General features: G+C 70.7%; 17 protein-coding genes and 1 pseudogene. 8 read left to right on the top strand and 10 right to left on the bottom strand.

Annotated elements, in window-relative coordinates:
* The first annotated feature begins 149 nt into the window (after nucleotides 1-149).
* Nucleotides 150-1,442 (top strand): NRAMP family divalent metal transporter, encoded by a 1,293-nt coding sequence (locus tag AWB89_RS21845; RefSeq protein WP_085176464.1) that lies wholly within the window; start codon nucleotides 150-152, stop codon nucleotides 1,440-1,442.
* On the opposite strand, the gene AWB89_RS21840 is transcribed toward AWB89_RS21845, so the two are convergent.
* The 3 genes from AWB89_RS21840 to AWB89_RS21830 all read right to left on the bottom strand — a co-directional run bounded on the left by AWB89_RS21840 (nucleotide 1,439) and on the right by AWB89_RS21830 (nucleotide 4,619).
* Nucleotides 1,439-2,455, bottom strand: coding sequence for a cation diffusion facilitator family transporter (locus tag AWB89_RS21840; protein ID WP_085176462.1), 1,017 nt, complete (start codon nucleotides 2,453-2,455; stop codon nucleotides 1,439-1,441). The genes AWB89_RS21845 and AWB89_RS21840 overlap by 4 nt on opposite strands.
* Before the next feature lie 49 nt (nucleotides 2,456-2,504).
* Nucleotides 2,505-3,074: a DUF5134 domain-containing protein gene (locus AWB89_RS21835; RefSeq protein WP_085176460.1), complete on the bottom strand. Its 570-nt coding sequence runs from the start codon at nucleotides 3,072-3,074 to the stop codon at nucleotides 2,505-2,507.
* A gap of 225 nt (nucleotides 3,075-3,299) precedes the next feature.
* Nucleotides 3,300-4,619 carry a hypothetical protein gene (locus tag AWB89_RS21830; RefSeq protein ID WP_085176458.1) on the bottom strand — a complete coding sequence of 440 codons (1,320 nt, stop codon included), beginning with the start codon at nucleotides 4,617-4,619 and terminating at the stop codon, nucleotides 3,300-3,302.
* Between the two features lie 107 nt (nucleotides 4,620-4,726).
* On the opposite strand from AWB89_RS21830, the gene AWB89_RS21825 reads away from it, so the two are divergent.
* The gene (locus AWB89_RS21825) at nucleotides 4,727-6,169 is read left to right on the top strand and encodes an amidase (protein ID WP_085176456.1); all 1,443 of its coding nucleotides are present in this window, start codon (nucleotides 4,727-4,729) and stop codon (nucleotides 6,167-6,169) included.
* Here AWB89_RS21825 and murQ read toward each other — a convergent pair.
* The 5 genes and pseudogenes from murQ to AWB89_RS21805 form a co-directional block, all read right to left on the bottom strand.
* Nucleotides 6,102-7,058 carry an N-acetylmuramic acid 6-phosphate etherase gene (murQ, locus tag AWB89_RS28510; protein WP_372515371.1) on the bottom strand — a complete coding sequence of 319 codons (957 nt, stop codon included), beginning with the start codon at nucleotides 7,056-7,058 and terminating at the stop codon, nucleotides 6,102-6,104. The genes AWB89_RS21825 and murQ overlap by 68 nt on opposite strands.
* A 90-nt stretch (nucleotides 7,059-7,148) precedes the next feature.
* Nucleotides 7,149-7,952 (bottom strand): annotated as a pseudogene (locus AWB89_RS28505) (BadF/BadG/BcrA/BcrD ATPase family protein); the annotation flags it as partial.
* The gene (locus tag AWB89_RS21815) at nucleotides 7,892-9,124 is read right to left on the bottom strand and encodes a cytochrome P450 (protein WP_085176452.1); all 1,233 of its coding nucleotides are present in this window, start codon (nucleotides 9,122-9,124) and stop codon (nucleotides 7,892-7,894) included. The gene AWB89_RS21815 and the pseudogene AWB89_RS28505, both read right to left, overlap by 61 nt.
* A 126-nt stretch (nucleotides 9,125-9,250) precedes the next feature.
* The gene (locus AWB89_RS21810; protein WP_085176450.1) at nucleotides 9,251-10,441 is read right to left on the bottom strand and encodes an MFS transporter; all 1,191 of its coding nucleotides are present in this window, start codon (nucleotides 10,439-10,441) and stop codon (nucleotides 9,251-9,253) included.
* A 23-nt stretch (nucleotides 10,442-10,464) separates the two neighbouring features.
* Nucleotides 10,465-11,367 (bottom strand): NYN domain-containing protein, encoded by a 903-nt coding sequence (locus AWB89_RS21805; RefSeq protein ID WP_085097280.1) that lies wholly within the window; start codon nucleotides 11,365-11,367, stop codon nucleotides 10,465-10,467.
* A 97-nt stretch (nucleotides 11,368-11,464) separates the two neighbouring features.
* Between AWB89_RS21805 and AWB89_RS21800 the strand changes: the two genes are divergently transcribed.
* Nucleotides 11,465-12,337, top strand: coding sequence for an alpha/beta fold hydrolase (locus AWB89_RS21800; RefSeq protein ID WP_085097277.1), 873 nt, complete (start codon nucleotides 11,465-11,467; stop codon nucleotides 12,335-12,337).
* On the opposite strand, the gene AWB89_RS21795 is transcribed toward AWB89_RS21800, so the two are convergent.
* Nucleotides 12,334-13,581, bottom strand: coding sequence for a cytochrome P450 (locus AWB89_RS21795; RefSeq protein WP_085176448.1), 1,248 nt, complete (start codon nucleotides 13,579-13,581; stop codon nucleotides 12,334-12,336). The genes AWB89_RS21800 and AWB89_RS21795 overlap by 4 nt on opposite strands.
* A gap of 109 nt (nucleotides 13,582-13,690) precedes the next feature.
* On the opposite strand from AWB89_RS21795, the gene AWB89_RS21790 reads away from it, so the two are divergent.
* Together AWB89_RS21790 and AWB89_RS21785 are read left to right on the top strand one after the other, a co-directional pair.
* Complete coding sequence (locus AWB89_RS21790; protein ID WP_085097274.1) at nucleotides 13,691-14,062, top strand: hypothetical protein; 372 nt, start codon at nucleotides 13,691-13,693, stop codon at nucleotides 14,060-14,062.
* Between the two features lie 39 nt (nucleotides 14,063-14,101).
* Nucleotides 14,102-14,470, top strand: coding sequence for a hypothetical protein (locus AWB89_RS21785; RefSeq protein WP_085176446.1), 369 nt, complete (start codon nucleotides 14,102-14,104; stop codon nucleotides 14,468-14,470).
* Nucleotides 14,471-14,473: 3 nt separating this feature from the next.
* Here AWB89_RS21785 and AWB89_RS21780 read toward each other — a convergent pair whose 3' ends face one another.
* Nucleotides 14,474-16,618 carry an FUSC family protein gene (locus tag AWB89_RS21780; RefSeq protein WP_085176444.1) on the bottom strand — a complete coding sequence of 715 codons (2,145 nt, stop codon included), beginning with the start codon at nucleotides 16,616-16,618 and terminating at the stop codon, nucleotides 14,474-14,476.
* Between the two features lie 145 nt (nucleotides 16,619-16,763).
* On the opposite strand from AWB89_RS21780, the gene galT reads away from it, so the two are divergent.
* From galT to AWB89_RS27115, 3 genes are read left to right on the top strand one after another with little or no spacing between them, the layout of a single operon-like run.
* The gene (galT, locus tag AWB89_RS21775) at nucleotides 16,764-17,846 is read left to right on the top strand and encodes a galactose-1-phosphate uridylyltransferase (protein ID WP_372515321.1); all 1,083 of its coding nucleotides are present in this window, start codon (nucleotides 16,764-16,766) and stop codon (nucleotides 17,844-17,846) included.
* Entirely contained in the window at nucleotides 17,843-18,940 is a 1,098-nt protein-coding gene (locus AWB89_RS21770) for a galactokinase (protein WP_085176440.1), read from the top strand. The genes galT and AWB89_RS21770 overlap by 4 nt, the downstream gene beginning before the upstream one ends.
* On the top strand, nucleotides 18,937-19,698 hold the full coding sequence (locus AWB89_RS27115; protein WP_139830651.1) for an enoyl-CoA hydratase: 762 nt from the start codon (nucleotides 18,937-18,939) through the stop codon (nucleotides 19,696-19,698). Before AWB89_RS21770 ends, AWB89_RS27115 begins: the two co-directional genes overlap by 4 nt.
* Nucleotides 19,699-19,869: the final 171 nt, after the last annotated feature.

The raw sequence follows: 19,869 nt of genomic DNA, 5'->3' as shown, positions 1-19,869 counted from the left end.
GGCGTGTTGTCGGAGAGTTGTCTACAAAAAAGTACGGAACTCCGGAGGAGTGACTTCCGCCCGGCGAAAACGCGGGGCCGGTGGCGACGGCTAGTTAGGCGAGGCTTAGTTTGTTGTCCACCGCTATCGCACGAAGGAGCTTGTCGAGGGTGACCGAAACAACCGCACCGGTGGCGGACGCGTCGGGCGAGTCGTCCGCCGCGACGTCCCGTCGTGGACGGTGGCTGCGGTGGGGCCTGCTGACAGTCTGGGGCCCCGGCCTGGTCGTGATGCTGGCCGACACCGACGCGGGCTCGCTGATCACCGCGTCGCAGTCCGGCGCCCAGTGGGGCTACCGGATGGTGCTGCCGCAGCTGATCTTGATGCCGATCCTGTACGTCGTGCAGGAGATGACCGTGCGGCTGGGGATCGTCACCAAGAAGGGGCACGGCGCGCTGATCCGGGAGCGCTTCGGCCGGTTCTGGGCGTGGATCTCGGCGTTCACGCTGTTCGCCTCGGCGATCGGTGCGCTGCTCACCGAGTTCGCCGGCGTCGCCGGCGTGGGTGAGCTGTTCGGGGTTTCGCGGTGGGTGAGCATCCCGGTCGCGACGGCCGCGTTGCTGGCGCTGGCGCTGACCGGCAGCTACCGGCGCGTGGAACGGATCGGCCTCGTCATCGGTGCGGCCGAACTGGCCTTTCTGGTCGCCATGGTGATGGCGCGCCCCGAGCCGAAAGCCCTTGTGGAGGGCCTGAAGTCGATGCCGCTGGGCAACTCGTCGTACCTGCTGCTGGTCGCGGCCAACGTCGGCGCGGTCATCATGCCCTGGATGGTCTTCTACCAACAGGGCGCCGTGGTCGACAAGCACCTGTCGGTGGCCACCATCCGCCAGGCCCGGCACGACACCGCCGCCGGCGCGGTGCTGACCCAGCTGATCATGATCTCGGTCGTCATCACCGTGGCCTCGACCATCGGGGCCCACGGCGGCGAGGGCGCGCTGAACACCGTCGGCGACATCGCCAATGCCCTGACGCCCTACCTGGGCCGCGTCGGCGGCACCGTGCTGTTCGGGCTGGGCATGCTGGGCGCGGCGCTGGTCGCCGCCATCGTGTCGTCGCTGGCCGGGGCGTGGGGGCTCTCCGAGGTGTTCGGGTGGAAGCACACGCTGAACCAGCGGCCCAACCGGGCGACCGCCAAGTTCTACATCACCTATGCGCTGGCCCACCTCGTCGGCGCCGTGCTCGTGCTGGCCAGCGTCGACCTGGTCAACCTCGCCGTCGACGTCGAGGTGATGAACGCGTTGCTGCTGCCCATCGTGCTGGGCCTGCTGCTGGCGCTGGAAGCGCGCGCGCTGCCCGAGGAGTGGCGCATGCGCGGGCCGCGCAAATACATCGCCTGGGCCCTGTGCCTGGTGGTGATGGGCTTCGGGCTCTACATGGTGCCGCAGGCCCTCGGCTGGAGCTAGGCGGTGTGTGCCGGGTAGGCGTGCACCAGCGCGCTGTCGAGCCGCGGCACGGCGTGGGTGAGTTCGTGTTCGGCGTCGTGGGCGATGCGGTGGGCGTCCTCGAGGCTGGTGGACGGATCGATGTCGAGTTCGGCGTCGGCGTGCAGGCGGTGCCCGATCCAGCGCATCCGGACGCTGCGCACGCTGCGGACGCCGGGCCGCGCGGCGAGCGCGGCTTCGGCGACGTCGACGAGTTCGGGGTCGACCGCGTCCATCAGCCGGCGGAAGATGTCGCGCACGGCGCGGCCCAACACCGCCACGATCGCCACGGTGATGATCAGTCCGACGATCGGGTCGGCCAACGGGTAGCCGAACGCGACGCCGAAGGCGCCGAAAAGCACTGCCAGTGAGGTGAATCCGTCGGTGCGGGCGTGCAGGCCGTCGGCGACCAGGGCCGCCGACCCGATGCGGCGCCCGATGCGGATCCGGTACAGGGCGACGAGTTCGTTGCCGAGGAAGCCGATCACGCCGGCGCCGGCGACCCAGCCGACATGCTCGATGGCGACGGGGTGGATCAGCCGCACCACGGCCTCGTAGCCCGCGATGAGTGCCGACAGCGCGATCATCGCGATGACGAACAGGCCGGCGATGTCTTCGGCGCGCCCGTAGCCGTAGGTGTAGCGCCGGGTCGCCGGGCGGTTGCCCACCGCGAACGCGATCCACAGCGGGACCGCCGTCAGGGCGTCGGAGAAGTTGTGGATGGTGTCGGCGGCCAGGGCGATCGATCCGGAGGCGACGGCGATGACGACCTGTACGGCCGCGGTGGCGCCGAGCCCGACCAGGCTGACCTTGACCGCGCGGATGCCGACGGCGCTGGATTCCAGTGCGGTGTCGACGCTTTCGGCGGCGTCGTGGCTGTGCGGGACCAGGAGGTGCGCCAGGACGCCACGAATCCCGGGCCGGTGCTCATGGGCGTGGCCGTGCTCGTGGTGGACATGGCGGTGGCCATGAGATGCTCGACTATCTGCATCCATGCGTAGATACTAGATTACATCGCGCGCGCGTGCGGGTCGCCGCCGCCTTCTACAGCAGCGCGCCGAACATCAGGGCCGTGCCGGCCGCGGTGAACGCGTGATAAACCGGCTCCGGGCTCACGCGGCGCTTGGCGAGGCAGCGGCACGGCCAATACAGCGCCACGACCGCGAACCCGAGTGTCACGATCCAGTTCACCGCGGTGATCCAGGCGGGTCTGGCCGGGGCCCAGTGCATCTCGTGCGACGACATGTCCATTCCGGCGGCCATCGAACTCGACGGCGCGTGCCGGCCGCCATTCATCACCGCGTACATCCAGGCCATGGCCGCCATCATCGCGGCGTAGTAGTAGTTGGTCGTTCGGTCACGGGCGACGCGGGTGGCCAGGCACACGAACCAGGCCCCCGCCAGGACGAAGAAGGCGATCGGCCCGAACGTCGGGATGTCGATTGCGGCGCGCCAGGCCATCGCGATCATGGCCACCGACATCGCCACGTGCAGCAGGTGGTTGACGGTGTTCGTCCATCGGAGGCGTTGGGCGACAAGGGTATACGAGTATGTCGCGATGGTGACGCCGAACAGCGCGGTGACGATCCATCGCAGGGTGGGGTCGCTGATCAAGTTAAGGCCCCGACGAGTGTCGGGGCCTTAACCGTCGTGATCAGTCGTTGCACGTGCAATCGGGGTGACCGCAGGTGCAGCCGGCGCCTTGGGTGCAGGCGGAGTCGCCGCAGCCGCAGCCGGTTGATTTACAGGTGCACTTTCCAATTTCGTTCATGCGAAGAACTGTACCCCCGTAGGGTATATCCGGTCAAGCGTTTCACCGGCCCGGGCGGGTGAGGAAAGTCAGAACCAGGGTCCGGGAAAGTGGCCGTCCTGGTCCTGCACCATCACGATGTCCTTGCAGTCCCCGTTCAAGGCCGCGGCGTTCTCGCCGCGGCAGACAAGCGTCCAGCCCGATATCCGCGCGAACGGGCGGACGGACCACGTCGTCGAGATCGGGTCGGTGCCGGGCAGGGCGAGGACGGCGAACGTATTGCTGACATTGGTGATGTACAGGTGGTTTTCGAAGAACGCCAGTTTGGCGATCGACATCTTCTTGGCGTCGTCCCGCGTCTTCAACAGGTCCCAGTGCTGGGTTCGCAGGTTCCACACCCCGAATCCGAACTGCGAATTGCCCGAGTTGCGGCCGTCGATGAACAACTGTCCGTCGGACAGCGTGGCGGCCAGGCCGCCACCCGAAACCCGGTCGGTATCACCGATTTTGATGGGGGATTTGGTGTTCAGGTCATAGAACATCGTCGAGACCACCGGGGGGTTGGACGAGTCCTGGTGCGTGATCTTCACCAATTTGTCTGGGCCGTCGGACAATTCGCCGTCGACGCTCGAGATGTCGTTGTCCTGGTAGATTGCTTCGCCGCTCGGGCGGCGCAGTTCGGCGCCCGACGCCTTGGTGGGGTCGGTGTTGCGTTGAAACGACAGCACGTCCTGCCACGCGCGGCCCGGCTGGGGGTCGTTCCACGTCATCGACAGGTCGGCGGCGGAAAGGACGACGGTCCGCGGCGGCGACGGGGCGCCGTGCCCGTCGGTGAAGGCGTTCACCCACGCCACCCCGGAGGCCGTCGCGGACAGGCCCCATTGGTTCGGGGCGGTCAGTTTCAGGTCCGGGGTCGGTGGTTGCAGCTCCTTGGTCACCAGCGGTTGGCTGGTCTTCAGGTCGAAGGCGTAGGCCGTGGTCTTGGTGGCGGTCGTCAGCACATAGACGACCCTCATGTCGTCGGCCGTCCCCGCGAGCGCGCAGATGCCGCCGGTCACGTTCTCGCCGGCGGCGAGCGTGGGGGCACCGGGCGCCAGGTACTGCCCGGTCTTGGTGTCGAACACCTTGGGCCGGATGTCCTCGACCACGGACTTGCTCTGGGAGAACTTCTCGGGACAACCGAAGAACGCCGTGCCGCCGTAGCTCTTCCAGTCCTTCTCCAGGGGACCCGTGATCGAGGGCGGCGCGGCAGCCGACGAAGCGGTCGTCCTGGCGGTGGACATCGTGGTCGTCGGCGTGGCGGCGGGCGGACCCACGGTTTCCGAACAGGCTGCGCCGACGACGCACACGGCCGCCGCGATCAGGGCAAACCTGAGTGTGGACACAGTCCGGCCCGTGCACCCACCCATTGACAAAACCCCCGTTAAGTTCGTGTAACCAACGAGCGTAAGGCGGGCCGGGGCCGACCGCGACTTGTGCGCAGCGGTCTTGGTCACACGTGGTACACAACAAAGCCATGAGCAGCCTTGCCGACGAGACCCGCTGGATGGACGCCACGGACCAGGCGGAACTGGTGGCCAGAGGCGAGGTGGCGCCGGGTGAACTGCTCGAGGCGGCGATCGAGCGGATCGAGCGGTTCAACCCGGCGCTGAACGCGGTCGTCATCGAGTGGTTCGACCACGCCCGCTCGGTGGCGGCCGGCCCGGAGCTGCCCGACGGGCCGTTTCGCGGCGTGCCCTTCCTGCTCAAGGACCTCTATACGAGCTTCGCCGGTCAGACCCTGTCCAACGGCAACCGCGCGCTGAAGGAGGCGGCCATCCCCGACAGCGCCGACACGACGCTGGTCGCCCGATTCAAGGCGGCCGGCCTGGTGATCGCCGGGCGGACCAACAGCCCCGAGCTGGGCACCCTGCCCACCACCCAGCCGGTGGCCTGGGGGGCGACCCGCAACCCGTGGGCGCTCGACCGCACGCCGGGCGGGTCCAGCGGCGGCGCCGCGGCCGCGGTGGCCGCCGGCATGGTCCCCTTCGCCAACGCCTCGGACGGCGGCGGCAGCATCAGGATCCCGGCGTCGTGCTGCGGGCTGGTGGGTCTCAAGCCGAGCCAGGGCAGGATCACGGTCGGGCCGGCCCGCAGCGAGTCCGGGCTGGGCGTCGAACTGTGCGTCAGCCGCACGGTGCGCGACACGGCGCGCCTGCTCGACGCCGTCCGCGGTCCCGGCGTCGGTGACTCCGTCATCGCGCCCGTGCCGCAGCGGCCCTACGCCGAGGACCTCGGCGCCGATCCGGGCCGGCTGCGCATCGGGCTGCTCGACGTGCACCCGCGCGGCGAGTTCTTGCACGACGACTGCGCCGCGGCGGCGCGCGCCGCGGCCTCGATGCTGGAGGGGCTCGGCCACGCCGTCGAGCCGGCCTGGCCGGCGTGCCTCGCCGACACGTCGTTGACTCCCCAGTTCATGGCGATGTGGGCGACGCAGACGGCGATGGCCGCTCGCGGGTTCGGCGAGACGCTCGGACGCGAGCTGACCGAGGACGACCTCGAGCCGGTGAACTGGGCGCTCGTCCGGCACGCCAAGCGGCTGACGGCGCTCGACTACGCGGCGGCCCAGGCGGCGGGCTGGGCCTTCCGCCGGGAGCTACAGGGATGGTGGGCCGACGGCTGGGACCTGCTGCTCACTCCGACCCTGGCCGAACCGCCGCTGCCGCTCACCGAATTCGAGAACGATCCCGGCGATCCGAACGCGCCGATGCGCCGCGCCGGTCAATTCGCCGTGTTCACCCCGCCGTTCAACATGAGCGGACAGCCGGCGATCAGCCTGCCCCTGCACCGCAGCGCCGACGGCCTGCCGATCGGCGTCCAGCTCGTCGCCGCGTACGGGCGCGAGGATGTGCTCATTCGCGTTGCCGCGCAACTGGAATCGGCCCATCCGTGGTCGTCCCAGCGCCCGCCTGTCGCCTGACCGCGTCCCGCACGCGTCCGCGCGCCCGGTCGAGCCGCGCGGCCGCCTCGGCCGCGTCGACGCCCGCGAGCAGCGCGACGATCGCGGTCTTGGCGTGACCGCCCGCGGCGGCCAGCGCGGCGGCCGCGGCCTGCTCGTCGACGCCGGCCGCGTCGCGCACGATCCGCACCGCTCGGCGGCGCAGCTTCGCGTTGGTCGCGCGCACGTCGACCATGCGCGGCCCGTAGGCCCGGCCGAGCGCGATCATCACGCTCGTGGAGAGCGCGTTGAGCACGACCTTCTGGGCGGTGCCCGCCGTCAGCCGGGTGGAGCCGGCGAGCACCTCGGGCCCGGTCAGCAACTCGATCACCACGTCGGCGGACGCCTCGCTGCGCGGGTTGTTGACGATCGCGACGGTCAGCGCGCCCATCGAACGCGCGTGCCGCAGGGCGCCGAGCACGTACGGTGTGCGGCCCGACGCGGTGACCCCGACGAGCGCGTCCGCGGCGGTCAGGTCGGCGAGATCGGTTGGGTCGAAACGGTCTTCGGCGCCCTCGATCGCCTCGGTCAGCGCCGCCGGGCCGCCGGCGATGACGCCGCGCACCAGGTCGGTGCCGAACGTCGGCGCGCATTCGGCGGCGTCGAGCACGCCGAGGCGCCCCGGCGTCCCGGCGCCGGCGTAGATCAGGCGGCCGCCGCGCTGCAGCCGCGCGGCGATCGCCTCGGCCGCGGCCGCGATCCGCGGCACCGCCGCGACCACCGCCCGGTGCGCCTCGCCCTCGGCCGCGACGAGCAGCGCGACGACGTCGCCGATGGGCCGCGCGTCCAGGTCGTCCAGGTCCGGCCGGGACGCCTCGGTGGCCAGCCCGTCGAGGCCGCGTGGGCCAAGGGCTGTTGAGCCGGCCTGCACGCGGATCACGTGCGGCTCGTGGATCGCCCCCAGCCGCAGCGCGCCGTCGAGCGCGTCGCCGGCGGCCGGGACGAGCTCCAGCCGCTCGCGGAGCGCCTCGACTCCCGCCAGCCCGCCGACCATCGCGACCGGGCCGTCACCGGCCGCGCGGGCGGTCGCGGCGAGCGCCGCGGCGGCGGCGTCCACGATCGCCCGCGCCGCGGCGTCACCCGTCGCGGCGAGCACGTCGGGCGCGAACGAGGCGAGCGCGGCGGCGGAGGTGAGCTGTGCGGGCCAGGTCTCCGGCGCGCCGAAGCGGGCCCGGGCGGCGTCGAGCAGGGTGGTGGACGGGCCGCGGCCGTCGCGGGCGCGCAGCGCCGCACGCAGCCCGGCGCCGCCGATCCACGCGCCGCCGCCCTCGTCGCCGAGCCAGGGGCCCCAGCCGTCGGCGGTCCGCAGCGTGCCGTCCGCGCCGATCGACAGCGCGACGACGCCGGTGCCCGCGACCAGCACGATCCCCGGCTGCCCGTCCAGCGCGCCGGCGTGCGCGATGACGGCGTCGCTGGTCACCGCGACGCGCTCGGCGGGCAGCGCGGCCAGCAGAGCAGCGCCCAGCCGGCGCGCCGCGTCGGGCGCCGTCAGCGCCCCGGCGGCGCCCACGATCACCTGGTCGGCGGGAGCGAATTCGCTTGCCACGGCCAGGATCGCCGCCTCCGCGGCCCGCACGCCGCCGGGCGCCGCCAGCCCCGGCGCGCCCGCGCCCTCGGCCCGCCGGCCGCCCGCCGCGGCCCGGCAGGACGTCTTGCCGAGGTCGATGGCGAGGATCACCGCACCATCCTCCCTCGCGCAAGAAATTACGTGTCGAATTCGATGGGCAGGCTCGTCGGGCCGCTCAGGCTCGCCATCGGCTTCCATGGAACCGGTCCGGCGGTGCGCGGGTTCAGCAGCCGGCTCGCGATGACGTTCAGCGCCTCGGCGATCTCGCGCCGCGCCAGGTTCGCGCCCAGGCAGTAGTGCACGCCGCCGCCGAAGGTCAAGATCGGGGGCGCCCCGTCGCGCGTGATGTCGACGCGGTCCGGGTCGTCGTAGACCGACGGATCACGGTTGGCCGCAGCGGTATTCACCAGGACCGTGGTGCCGGCGGGGAAAAGGTAGCCGTCGAGTTCGGCGTCCTCGGCGACCAGGCGCAGCGTCCCGCACGCGATCGGCGAGTGGCGCATGGTCTCCTCGACCGCGCGCATCGCCAGCTCGGGCTGTTCCTTGAGCAACCCCCATTGCTCCGGGTGCTCGCACAGCACATGCACCGACGCGGCCACCTGGTTGCGGGTGGTGTCCGTCCCGGCCAGCAGCAGGCCGCCCGCCATCATGCGCAACTCGACGGCGCTCAGCCGATCGCCGTCGTCCTCCTCGGCGCGGATCAGATCCGACAGCAGGTCGTCGGTGAGGCTGTGCCGGCGCCGGGCCACCATGGCGTCGACGTACTCGTCGAGCTCGCCCCACGCGCGCATGACGACCGGCTCGACGTCGCGAAGGTCGACGGTGAAGCTGAAGGCCTTGAAGATGTCGTCCGCCCACGCGGAAAACCGTTGCCAATCTTCGCGTGGCGCGCCGAGCAGCGCGCAGATGATCGGGACCGGGTAGGGGCGGGCCAGGTCGGTGACGACGTCGCAGCGGCCCGCGTCGGCGACCCGATCGACCAATTCGTTCATCACGGCGACCATGGTGTCGTGCAGGCGCAGGGTCGCCCGGGGCGTGAAGGCCTTCGAGGCCAGGCTGCGCACCCGCTGGTGGGTGGCGCCCTCCATGCCCAGCAGGCTGTTGACCACCTTGTCCCACAGCGGCCCCGAATCGATGCCCTGGCTGAGCAGGTTCAGCCCGGGCGGGATCAGGAACCGGGAGTCGCGCAGCACGGAGCGCACCAGCCGGTAGGAGAGCACTTCGGGGCCGAACGGCCCCATCGCGACGGGAGCCCGGCGTTGCGCCGCCTGCAGGCGGGGATAGACCTCGGCGGGGGTTTCCTCGGGGGCGTACTCCAGCGTCGGCAGGCCGGCATCGAAAACGCTTGTGGGAGCGGCACCGACGGTCATGACGGTCTCCTCGCGACAACTTTCACACACCGTATGGCCAGGCCGGTCGGCTGTCAACGACGTCGGGCCGAACGGCGGGTACCCGCCATACATCAGACAAAAAATGTCTAGCGAGTGCGCCCGTGGCTACCCGCGCCTGGCGCCGCGGACCAGCTGCCCGCCGAGCACCGCCACCGCGAACACGCCGCCCGCGATTCCCGAAATGAGCAGGGGCAGTTGGCCGTTCGAGCCCCACAGGAAGCCCGCCCACAACCCCGCCACGAGCACGGCCAGGCCGGTGCCGCCCTGGAACACGCCCTGCGCGCTGGCCTGATGCTCCCCGTCGACCAGCCCGGAAATCCACGCCTTGCCCACGCCGTCGGTGCACCCGGTGAACAACCCGTACGCGCCGATCAGCAGGCACGCGGTCACCGTGTCGGTGGTCAGCCCCAAGCCCGTGTAGCCGATCGCGAAGAATGCCAGCCCGAGCCCGAACAACGCCGGACGGCCGACGCGGTCCGCGAGCGCCCCGGCCGGGTAGCTGGCCACCGCGTACACCGCGTTGTAGCCGACATACGCCAGAATCACCTGGGCCACCGAGAAGCCGATCTCGTTGAGCCGCAACAGCAACAGCGCGTCGGGGAAGTTCACCACGCTGAAGGCGACCAGGAGCGCGGTCACCCGCCAGTAGGGCCGCGGCAACGCGCGTACCCCGGCCCACATGGATTGCCGCTGGGGCCGCGGACCGCGTCGGCCCCGCTCCCGGGCCAGAAGAACGAGGGCCACGCTGAGGACGGCGGGCACGATCGCGACATACAGCAACGGCGGGATCCGGTGGTCGAGCAGCTCGTAGCCCGCCAGGCCCAGCAGCGGGCCGACGACGGCGCCTAAGGTGTCCATCGCGCGGTGGAAGCCGAATACCCGGCCGCGCACGGCCTCGTCGACGTCGTCGACCAGCAGGGCGTCGCGCGGCGCGCCCCGGATGCCCTTGCCGAGCCGGTCCACGACGCGGCCCACGAGCACCCCCGGCCACGCCGCGGCCACTGCGATGATCACCTTGCCGAGCGCGGCCATGCCGTACCCGGCGGCGATCAACGGGCGCCGCTGGAACCGGTCGCCCAGCGGGCCCGCCGCGAGCTTGGTCAGCGACGCCGCGCCCTCGGCGACGCCCTCGACGGCACCGACCACCGACGCGGGCGCGCCCAGCACGGCCGTGAGGTAGATCGGCAGCAGTGGATACAGCAGTTCGCTGGCGGTGTCCTGCAGGAACGAGACCGCGGACAGCACCCGAACGTTGCGGGTGAGCCAGCGTCCGGGCCGAACGACTTCCTGCGTCACGGTCGTCAGCGTAGGGGAGGCGTTCAGTCCTCCACGCGCAGCCGCACCATGCGGGTCGTCGAGCTTTCGTCCAGCTCGACGACGTCGGACCGCGACCGCAGGAAATCGCTGAATGACTTGAAACCCAACGACTTCTCGCTGAACGACGGGTCCATCCGCTTCATCTGCGCCTTCACCGCCGAGTTGTGCAGCCAGTCGGCGTCGTCCTTCTCCAGACCGATCTGCAGCGCGCGCTTGAGCAGCGCGGTCGCGGTGACCTGCGGATCGGGCGGCTCGTCCGGCTCGTCGCGCTTTTCCGACTTGGCGCGTCCGGTCCGCTTGGTCGGCTTGGCGGCGCCGGCGGCCGCCGGTTCGGGCTGGAGCACCGGAACCCCCGGCAGCGCGTCGTAGATGACGAACTCGTCGCAGGCGGCCGCCAGCGCCCGGCTCGAGGAGCCGGCCACGCCGATGCCCACCACGTAGCGGCCGAGCCGCTTGCAGCGCTGGGCCAGCGGAATGTAGTCCGAGTCGCCCGCCACGATCACCACGTGGGTCAGATCGGGCAGCCGGAACATGTCCTCGACCGCGTCGACGGCCAGCCGGATGTCGGCGCCGTTCTTGCCGTACGCCGCCGCGGGGAACAGCTGCACCAGATCGACCGCGCGGGCCACCAGCTGCCCGCGGTATCCGGCGTTGACGTCGGCCGACCAGTCCGCGTAGGCCCGGGTGAGCACCAGCGTCCCGAACGACGACGCGAAGTCGATGATCGCCCCGACGTCGACGGTGGCCCGGGACTGGCGCTCGGGATGCTTCTCGAGTCCGCCGGCCTTGTCCTTCTGGAACGAGTTGCGCCCGTTGACCTGGTCGTACCGCGAGATCACGATGTTGTCGAAGTCGAGGTAGACCGCCACACGAGCCGCGCCTGGTTCGGTCATGACCTCAATCATCGCTGAGGCGCCCGGCACGACCGGGCCCGGATGCGTTTCTCGTCACGATTTCGGTCGGCGCGGCCGTAAATCCGGCCCGAGCGGGTATCCGGGGCCGATGAGCGAGTTGAAGTTTCTCGAGCTACACGGCGATCGGGTCGCCTACCGCGACGAGGGCGACGGCGAGGCGCTGCTGCTCATCCACGGCATGGCCGGCAGTTCAGAGACGTGGCGGGCGGTGATACCGCCGCTGTCGAAGAAGTTCCGGGTCATCGCCCCGGACCTGCTCGGTCACGGCGAGTCGGCGAAGCCCCGCACGGATTATTCGCTGGGGGCCTTCGCGGTCTGGCTGCGTGATCTGCTCGACGAACTCGGCGTGAGCCAGGCCACCCTGGTCGGCCAATCACTCGGCGGCGGGGTCGCGATGCAGTTCGTGTACCAGCACCCCGACTACGCCAAGCGGCTGATCCTGATCAGCAGCGGCGGCCTTGGTCCCGACGTCGGGTGGGTGCTGCGGTTGCTCTCGGCGCCCGGGGCGGAGCTGGTGTTGCCGATCATCGCGCCCAAGCCGGTGCTGTCCGTCGGCAACCAGCTGAGGTCGTGGCTGCGCAACGCCGGCATTCAATCGCCGCGCGGCGCCGAATTGTGGGCCGCCTACTCGTCCCTGTCGGATCGGGAGACCCGCCAGTCGTTCCTTCGGACGCTGCGCTCGGTGGTCGATTACCGCGGGCAGGCGGTCAGCGCGCTCAGCAGGCTGCGGCTGCGTGAGCACCTCCCGGTGATGGCGATCTGGGGGGAGCGGGACGGCATCATTCCCGTCGATCACGCCTACGCCGCGCACGAGGCCCGCACCGACGCGCGGCTGGAAATCCTGCCCGACGTCGGCCACTTCGCGCAGGTGGAGGCGCCCAGCCAGGTGGTGGAGTTGATCGAGGACTTCATCGCGACCAGCGACCGCGACGATCTGGGCAGCCCCCAGCCGAGCGTCTAGGCCTGGGCCGGCCTGCCCTGGTAGTCGACCTGCCAGTGCTTGATGCCGTTGATGAACGACGACCGCAGCCGCTCGGGCTCGCCGGCGGGCACCAGGTCCGGCAGGTGGTTGGCGATCGCGTTGAACATCAGGTCGATCGTCATGCGCGCCAGGTTGGCGCCGATGCAGTAGTGCGCGCCGGTGCCGCCGAATCCGAGGTGCGGGTTGGGGCTGCGCAGGACGTCGAAGGCGTACGGGTCGTCGAAGACGTCTTCGTCGAAGTTGGCCGACCGGTAGAACAGCGCCACCCGCTGGCCCCTCGTGACCGGCACGCCGCCCAGTTCGGTGTCGACCAGTGCCGTGCGCTGAAACGCCGTGATCGGCGTTGCCCAGCGAATGATCTCGTCGGCGGCGGTCTTCGGCCGGCGGGCCTTGAACAGCTCCCACTGCTCCGGGTGATCGGCGAAGGCCATCATCCCCTGCGTGATCGAATTGCGTGTCGTCTCGTTGCCGGCGATGCCCAGCGTGACGACGAACATGCCGAACTCGGCGTCGGAGAGGCGCTGGCCGTCGGCGTCGGCCTGGACGAGCGCGGTGACGATGTCGTCACCGGGATCTTCGGCCTTGCGGGCCGCCAATTGCATTGCGTACCACATCAACTCGCCGGCGGCGGTCAGGGAATCGTATTCGGCGAATTCCGGGTCGTCGCTGCCGATCATCTTGTTGGACCAGTCGAACAGCTTCTCGTGGTCCTCCTCGGGCACCCCGAGCAGGCGCGCGATGGCCTGCAGGGGCAGCTCGCAGGCCACCTGCCGGACGAAGTCGCCGGACCCCGCAGCGGCGGCCTCGGCGGCGATGCGCGCAGCGCGCTCGCTGAGGTCGGCGCGCAGCCGCTCGATCGCGCGCGGCGTGAAGGCGCGCGAGACGATCTTGCGCAGCCGGTTGTGTTCGGGATCGTCCATCATGATCATCGACGTGCGGCCCGCCTCGATCTGGGCGGCGGCCACGTCGTCGCGGTAGCGCGGCACGATCGACTTCTCGGCCGACGAGAAGACGTCGCTGCGCAGCGAAACCTCGCGGACGTCGCGGTGCTTGCTCACCACCCAGTAGCCGCCGTCGCCGAACCCGCCCTGGCCGGGCGGCTGCTCGTTCCACCAGATCGGGGCCGTCGCGCGCAGCTCGGCCAACTCCTGCACCGGAAGCCGGTGGGCGTAGATGTCGGGGTCGGTGAAGTCGAACCCCGGCGGGAGGTTCGGAGTGCCCATGCGGAGATGCTAGCCGCGCGCGCCCCGCTGTCACGGTGATCCGGCGAACGCAAGAATTTCGCAAGGATTCGGCGAAGATCCGCCAAGCGTTGCGCGGCACCCTGAGCGCATGTACGCCACCGACACCCTCAAGTGGGTCGTCGCCGGCGCCGTGCTCGCGGGCGGGGTCGCGGCGGTTGGCGCGGGGCCGGCCGCTGCGACCGCCCGCGCCGACGACGACCACTGCTCGTCACGAACGGGGTGCTACCACGGGCCCGGAATGCGCTGGTGCCCGGGCGATTACGTGTGGCCCGGGCTAAGGGCCACGGGGTGGGACCTGAACGTGTGCCACGTCTATCACGAGCAGTGCCCGCCCGGCTATTACGGCGGTTGCCCCGACAACATCGTCGAGGGACCGCCGCCGCCTCCGCCACCGCCCATCTTCCGCACGCGGGAGGAATGCGAGCGTGCGCTCGGATTCATCTGCGCGTTCGCGCCCTAGCCCGGAGAACGCCAAATGCCAACCCTTCCAACGAAAATCATGGCAATCATCGAGGCCGGCCTGTTGGGCGCCGCGATCCTGGTAGGGATCCCCGCACGTGCCGGGGCGCCCGCGCAACCGTCGCTGAGCCACTTCCACCCCCTGCAGCCGCCGCCCGCGCCGCCCACCGACGCCAGGTCGGAGGTGCAGGAGTTGCTCCGGCAGACCTCCGAGCTGGATGACCAATGGAACGGCCTGGACCCGGCGCAGCGAAATCAGCGGCTGACGGCGCTGCAGCACCAAGCCACCACCGTGCAAAACGACGTCAACAACCTGCCCCCCGACCAGAAGCCCGAGGTGCAAGGGATGCTGATGCTGGCGGTCATGCGGCTGGCGAACATCCTCGGGAAAATGCGTGCGGCGTCGTGAGGTTCAGCTCGCGACCGCGCTGGGCACGTTCGGGTTGTCCCGGGCGCCGAGGTTGGTGGCCGCGGTGATGATGGCCCGCTCGATCTGGCGAAGCGCGTGCACCGCCGTGAGGAACCGCCGGGTTTCGGGGCGCGGAGCGTCCGCGCCGTCCTGCTGACGGGCCAGGGTTTCGGCGGCGTCGAGGTCGTCGGTCACCGACACGATCGTCGGCGCGTGGACACCGCCGATGGCCGCGATCAGCGCCTCGATGTTGCGCTGCGTCTGCGCGGCGGCCGATTTGAACGCTTCGGCCAGCTCCGGGGCGCAGCCGGCGGTGTCCCGGTATTGCTCGGCGCTGCGCGCCAAGCTTCGCCCGTAACGATCGCACGCGGCGAATATCCGCAAGCCGCGCCGGATGTTTCGCCGGCCGGCGAGCCCGGCCACCCCGGCCAGCAGCGGCTTGGCGCTGATCCGGAACTGCTGCAGCGCCCGGTCGAGTTGGCGGGCCTGTTCGGTCGGGCTCGCCGTCTGCTCCTCGCCGAACATCGAGGCCGTGGAGATCTCGATCAGCGCCGATAAGTCCGTCAGGAAGGCGCGGGTGTCGTTGCGGATGGTGGTCCGTGTGTTGGTGGGCAGCACCAGGATTGCCACGGCCACACCGATGACGGCACCGATCGCGGTCTCTTCGATCCGCAGCATCAGCACGCCGAACGAGAACTGGCCCAGCAGGCCGTACAGCAGCGCCAGCATCGTGGTGATCCAGAAGGTCATCAGGCTGTAGGTGACGGTCATGAAATAGAAGGCGCAGAACAGGCACACGAAGATCGCGGCCAGCGCGGCGCCCGTGTTCCCGGCGAACAGCGTGGCCACCAGCACGCCGCAGGGCACGCCCAGAATGGTGCCCAGCAACCGCTGCCAGCCCTTGGTCAGGGTCTCACCCCAGGAGTTGGTGCCCGCGAAGATCACGAACGCCGCGATCACCGCCCAATACCAGCGCGCCGGCGACACCAGCTCCCCGGTGACGATGGCCAGCGACGCGGCGACGCTCACCTGGATGGCTTGGCGGGTGGTCGGCCGCAGCCCCTCCTCGTCGGCGTTGTCGGGGGCCGCGGCGTCGGGCGCGGGCACGCTCTCGTCGCCGCGCAGGGCGCCGGCCTTCGCGGCGGCCGTGCCCTCGACGATCGCCCGGACCTCCGCGGTCGCCGTCGCGGCGTTGATGATCGCCAGGGCGAGGCGGCGCACCGCGGCCTCGCCGGGGTCGTCGTCGCTTGCGCCCGCCGAAGCCTGCCGGTCGAGGATCCGTTGGGCCCGGTCCGCGGCCTGGCCGAGGCCACCGGCCTGCGCCGTGCGGATCGCCCGCGCGAGCTGGGTGAGCGCCGCGACCAGTTCGGTGCGGACGGCCGGGGGCAAGTCGGCGGACAGCGCGGCCGCTCGCCGGCCCGCGGTCGCGACCCATTCGATGGCCAGCTCGGCGTCGAACAGCCAGGGGGCCAGTTGTTCGCTGCTGACCCCGGGCCACAGCATGGCCGGATCGGCCTTGTCCTCGATCTGGCCCTGCACCATCAGGGCGGTCTCGTTGAGCCGGATGGTGCGGGCGCGCATGCGGCGGCGACGCCGCTCGTCGAGACGGCCGGTGGCCACCGCCTCGGCGGTGGTGTCGACGACGATCGCCATCCGGGCCCGCAACGCCCGAACGGTGGCCCGCAGCACGCCTTCGGGCCGGTCGGGCAGGACGTAGGTGCTCATGACGAACGTGCACAGCGTTCCGACGACCACCGCCCCGATCAGCCAGGGCAACTCCGAAATTCGCGCTCGCAGATACAAAGTGAAGAAGTAGGACATGAAGGCGACCATGCCCAGCGCCCTGCCGCGGGCGCCGAAGCGCCGGATGTACACCGCGGTGAAGACGATGGCGACGAACACCGCGTCGCTGGCGATGGCGTAGGGCGCGAGCAGCGCCGCCGCGCTGATCGACAGCGCGGCGGGCACCGGCAGCAGCGCCATGGTGATGCGCTGCTGGCGAAGGTCCGGCTCGTTGACGGATCGCGACGCGACCATGGTGATGACGACGCCGAGCAGGGCGACGGTCAGGGGTTGTCCCGTCGCCTTGGTCACCAGGTACATGATCAGCAGCGAACAGCCCAGCGCGGCCGTCGTCCGCGTCGCCATCCGCAACCGCAGCAGGCCGGGGTCCGACCCGATCCACCAGTTTCGGGCTTTTTCGTAGAGAACGGTGATCTCCTGACCTCTGGTCTGCGGGACACCCCATGGTTACCCGAACCGCACCGCGCGGGCCAAGCTAGTGTTCGACCTCGTGACAGCGCCGACGCGGGCAAAGCTGGCCGACGGCCGCGACCTCCTGTTTTTCGCGCTGCCCGGCCACCGGCCGGCGCCGGTCGAAGACCGCAGGCCCCTGCCGCCGCGAGATCCGGACCAGTCGCAGCTGCGTTTCGACTTCTCGACGGGGCAGTGGGTGATCGTCGCGGCGCAGCGCCAGGACCGCACCTACAAGCCACCCGCCGATCAGTGCCCGCTGTGCCCGGGCCCGACCGGCCTGACCAGTGAGGTGCCGGCCCCCGACTACGACGTCGTCGTGTTCGAAAACCGTTTCCCGAGCCTCTCGGGCGCCGGCCGGCCGGCGTCGGTGCCCGCCGGCGCCGGGTTCGCGTCCGCCCCCGCGCACGGCCGCTGCGAGGTGGTCTGTTATTCCAGCGACCACAGCGGGTCGTTCGCGGCGTTGCCGCCGGCGCATGCCAGGCTGGTCGTCGAGGCCTGGCGCCAGCGCACCGCCGAACTGATGGCCACGCCTGGCGTCGAGCAGGTGTTCTGCTTCGAAAACCGCGGCGAGGAGATCGGGGTGACGCTGAGCCACCCGCACGGTCAGATCTACGGCTATCCCTTCCTGACGCCGCGCACGGCCACCATGCTGGCCCGGGCCCGGGAGCACCGGATGCGCCACGGCGGCAACCTGTTCGCCGACCTGCTGGCGCGCGAGGTCGCCGACGGCGCTCGCGTCGTCGGGCGCACCGAGCTGTTCACGGCGTTCGTGCCCTTCGCGGCGCGCTGGCCGGTCGAGGTGCACATCTATCCGAACAGGTTCGTGCGCAACCTCGTTGAACTCGACGACGGCGAACTGGACGGGCTGGCGCGCATGTACCTCGACGTGCTGGGGCGGTTCGACCGCATGTATTCGGGCCCGCTGCCCTACATTTCGGCGCTGCACCAGTACGCCGACACCCACGCCCAGGCCGACGGTTACTTCCACATCGAGTTGATGTCGATCCGGCGCAGCGCGACCAAGCTCAAGTACCTGGCGGCCTCCGAATCGGCGATGGACGCGTTCATCAGCGACGTCACGCCCGAGGCCGTGGCCGCGCGGTTGCGGGAGCTGTCATGACGGTCCGCTACGCCGCGCCCGGGCGGGTCAACCTGATCGGTGAGCACACCGACTACAACCTCGGCTTCGCGCTGCCGATCGCGCTGCCGCAGCGCACCGTGGTGACGTTCGCGCCCGACCGCTCCGATGCGATCACCGTGCACAGCCAGCGCGCCCAGGGCGCGGTGCGGTTCCCGCTCGACACCGTTCCCGGCCAGGTGGAGGGCTGGGCCGCCTACGTCGCCGGAGTGGTGTGGGCGCTGCGTCAAACCGGCCAACCGATACCCGGCGGCACGATGTCGATCACCAGCGACGTGGAGATGGGATCGGGGCTGTCCTCCTCGGCCGCGCTGGAATGCGCGGTCCTCGGCGCGATCGCGGCGGCCGCTGGTATGCGCATCGACGAAAAAGAGCAGGCGAGGCTGGCCCAGCGCGCCGAGAACGATTATGTCGGCGCCCCAACGGGTTTGCTCGACCAGCTTGCCTCGCTGTTCGGGGAACCGTCGACCGCGCTGTTGATCGACTTTCGCGACCTCGCCATCACGCCGGTGGCCTTCGACCCCGAAGCGAGCGGTGTCACGCTGTTGCTGATCGACTCCAGGTCCCGGCACGGTCACGCGGGCGGCGAATACGCCGCCCGCCGCAAATCGTGCGAGCGCGCGGCCGCCGACTTGCGGGCGTCGTCGCTGCGGGAAGTCTGGGATCGCGGGCGCGCGGAGCTGGACGCGGTCGGCAACCCGATCGATGCCCGCCGCGCACGCCACGTCCTCACCGAGAATGGCAGGGTGCTGGATTTCGTGGCGGCACTGCGCGATTCGGACTTCGTCGAAGCCGGCCACATCCTGACCTCCTCGCACGTCTCGATGCGCGACGACTTTCAGATCTCCACCGAACACATCGACCTGATCGCCGACACCGCGGTGCAGGCCGGCGCCCTCGGCGCCAGGATGACCGGCGGCGGATTCGGCGGCTGCGTGATCGCGTTGGTGCCCGACCGCCGGGCGGACGCGGTCGCCGATTCGGTGCGGCGGACGGCGCTCGCGGCGGGTCATCCGCGGCCGATCATCACCCGAACCCGCGCGGGCGCGGGCGCGAGCCTCGAGGGGGGCGCGTGAGCCAGCCCCTCGCCTCGGTCGACCGCGACGGCATTCGAGTGCTTACCCTCAACCGGCCCGAGGCGCGTAATGCCTTGAGCCGCAGCCTCGTTGAGTCGCTGTTCGACGCGCTGTGTGCCGCCGACGACGACGAGAGCGTGTCCGTAGTCGTCTTGACGGGCGCCGATCCCGCCTTCTGCGCGGGAGTCGATCTGAAGGAAGCCGCGCGCAGGGGCAGGGACTACTTCGAGGTGTACGAGTCGCACAACTGCGTGACCCGCGTCGGCCAGATGCGCACACCCGTCATCGGCGCCGTCAACGGGCCGGCGTTTACCGGCGGCCTCGAGATCGCGCTCGGCTGCGACTTCCTGATCGCCTCCGAGCGCGCCATCTTCGGCGACACCCACGCGCACGTTGGCATCCTGCCCGGCGGGGGGATGACCGCCCGCCTGCCGCAACTCGTCGGCGCGGCGATGGCGCGACGCATGTCGATGACGGGTGAGATCGTCGACGCCCGCCGGGCCGAACGGATCGGGTTGGTCACCGAGGTCGTCGCTCACGGCGACCTGCTGCCCCGCGCCCTCGAGCTGGCCGCCCAGATCGCCGCCGTGCCGCGGACCACCATGCGAGGGCTCAAGGAGATCTATCGACGCGGATCGGCGGCGGTCATCGACCCCGCGCTCGCCGCCGAACAGGGCATCGCCGGCTCACAGGTTCCCGCTGAGGATCTCGACCAGGCCTATCGCAGGGTGACCGAGCGCAACCGCCGCCAGCGGTGACGCGGGTCGCGGCGTAGCCGTAACGCTTGCCATTAGCTGTAACGTAACGGCTATGGCCATGACCACGTGCTCGATGTGCGGCGGCGCCTTCTCGGCCCGCTCGGACGCGGTTTACTGCTCCCCGGCGTGCCGCCAGAAGGCCCACCGTGCCCGGACCGCCCAGCGGACGGC

Origin of the sequence: Mycobacterium paraense (genome assembly GCF_002101815.1) — a bacterium.
Taxonomy (GTDB): Bacteria; Actinomycetota; Actinomycetes; order Mycobacteriales; family Mycobacteriaceae; genus Mycobacterium; species Mycobacterium paraense.
The sequence above is the reverse complement of the archived record's forward strand: the minus strand, read 5'-3'. Positions and strand labels throughout refer to the sequence as shown.

Bases quoted from the DNA above. Each gene is read 5' to 3' on its own strand.
- AWB89_RS21815 (WP_085176452.1), bottom strand. From the start codon at position 9,124: ATGACCGTCGGTGCCGCTCCCACAAGCGTTTTCGATGCCGGCCTGCCG.
- AWB89_RS21800 (WP_085097277.1), top strand. From the start codon at position 11,465: ATGAGCGAGTTGAAGTTTCTCGAGCTACACGGCGATCGGGTCGCCTAC.
- AWB89_RS21830 (WP_085176458.1), bottom strand. From the start codon at position 4,619: ATGGGTGGGTGCACGGGCCGGACTGTGTCCACACTCAGGTTTGCCCTG.
- AWB89_RS21825 (WP_085176456.1), top strand. From the start codon at position 4,727: ATGAGCAGCCTTGCCGACGAGACCCGCTGGATGGACGCCACGGACCAG.
- AWB89_RS21780 (WP_085176444.1), bottom strand. From the start codon at position 16,618: ATGGCGACGCGGACGACGGCCGCGCTGGGCTGTTCGCTGCTGATCATG.
- AWB89_RS21785 (WP_085176446.1), top strand. From the start codon at position 14,102: ATGGCAATCATCGAGGCCGGCCTGTTGGGCGCCGCGATCCTGGTAGGG.
- AWB89_RS21840 (WP_085176462.1), bottom strand. From the start codon at position 2,455: ATGGATGCAGATAGTCGAGCATCTCATGGCCACCGCCATGTCCACCAC.
- AWB89_RS21770 (WP_085176440.1), top strand. From the start codon at position 17,843: ATGACGGTCCGCTACGCCGCGCCCGGGCGGGTCAACCTGATCGGTGAG.
- AWB89_RS21790 (WP_085097274.1), top strand. From the start codon at position 13,691: ATGTACGCCACCGACACCCTCAAGTGGGTCGTCGCCGGCGCCGTGCTC.
- AWB89_RS21795 (WP_085176448.1), bottom strand. From the start codon at position 13,581: ATGGGCACTCCGAACCTCCCGCCGGGGTTCGACTTCACCGACCCCGAC.
- AWB89_RS21805 (WP_085097280.1), bottom strand. From the start codon at position 11,367: ATGATTGAGGTCATGACCGAACCAGGCGCGGCTCGTGTGGCGGTCTAC.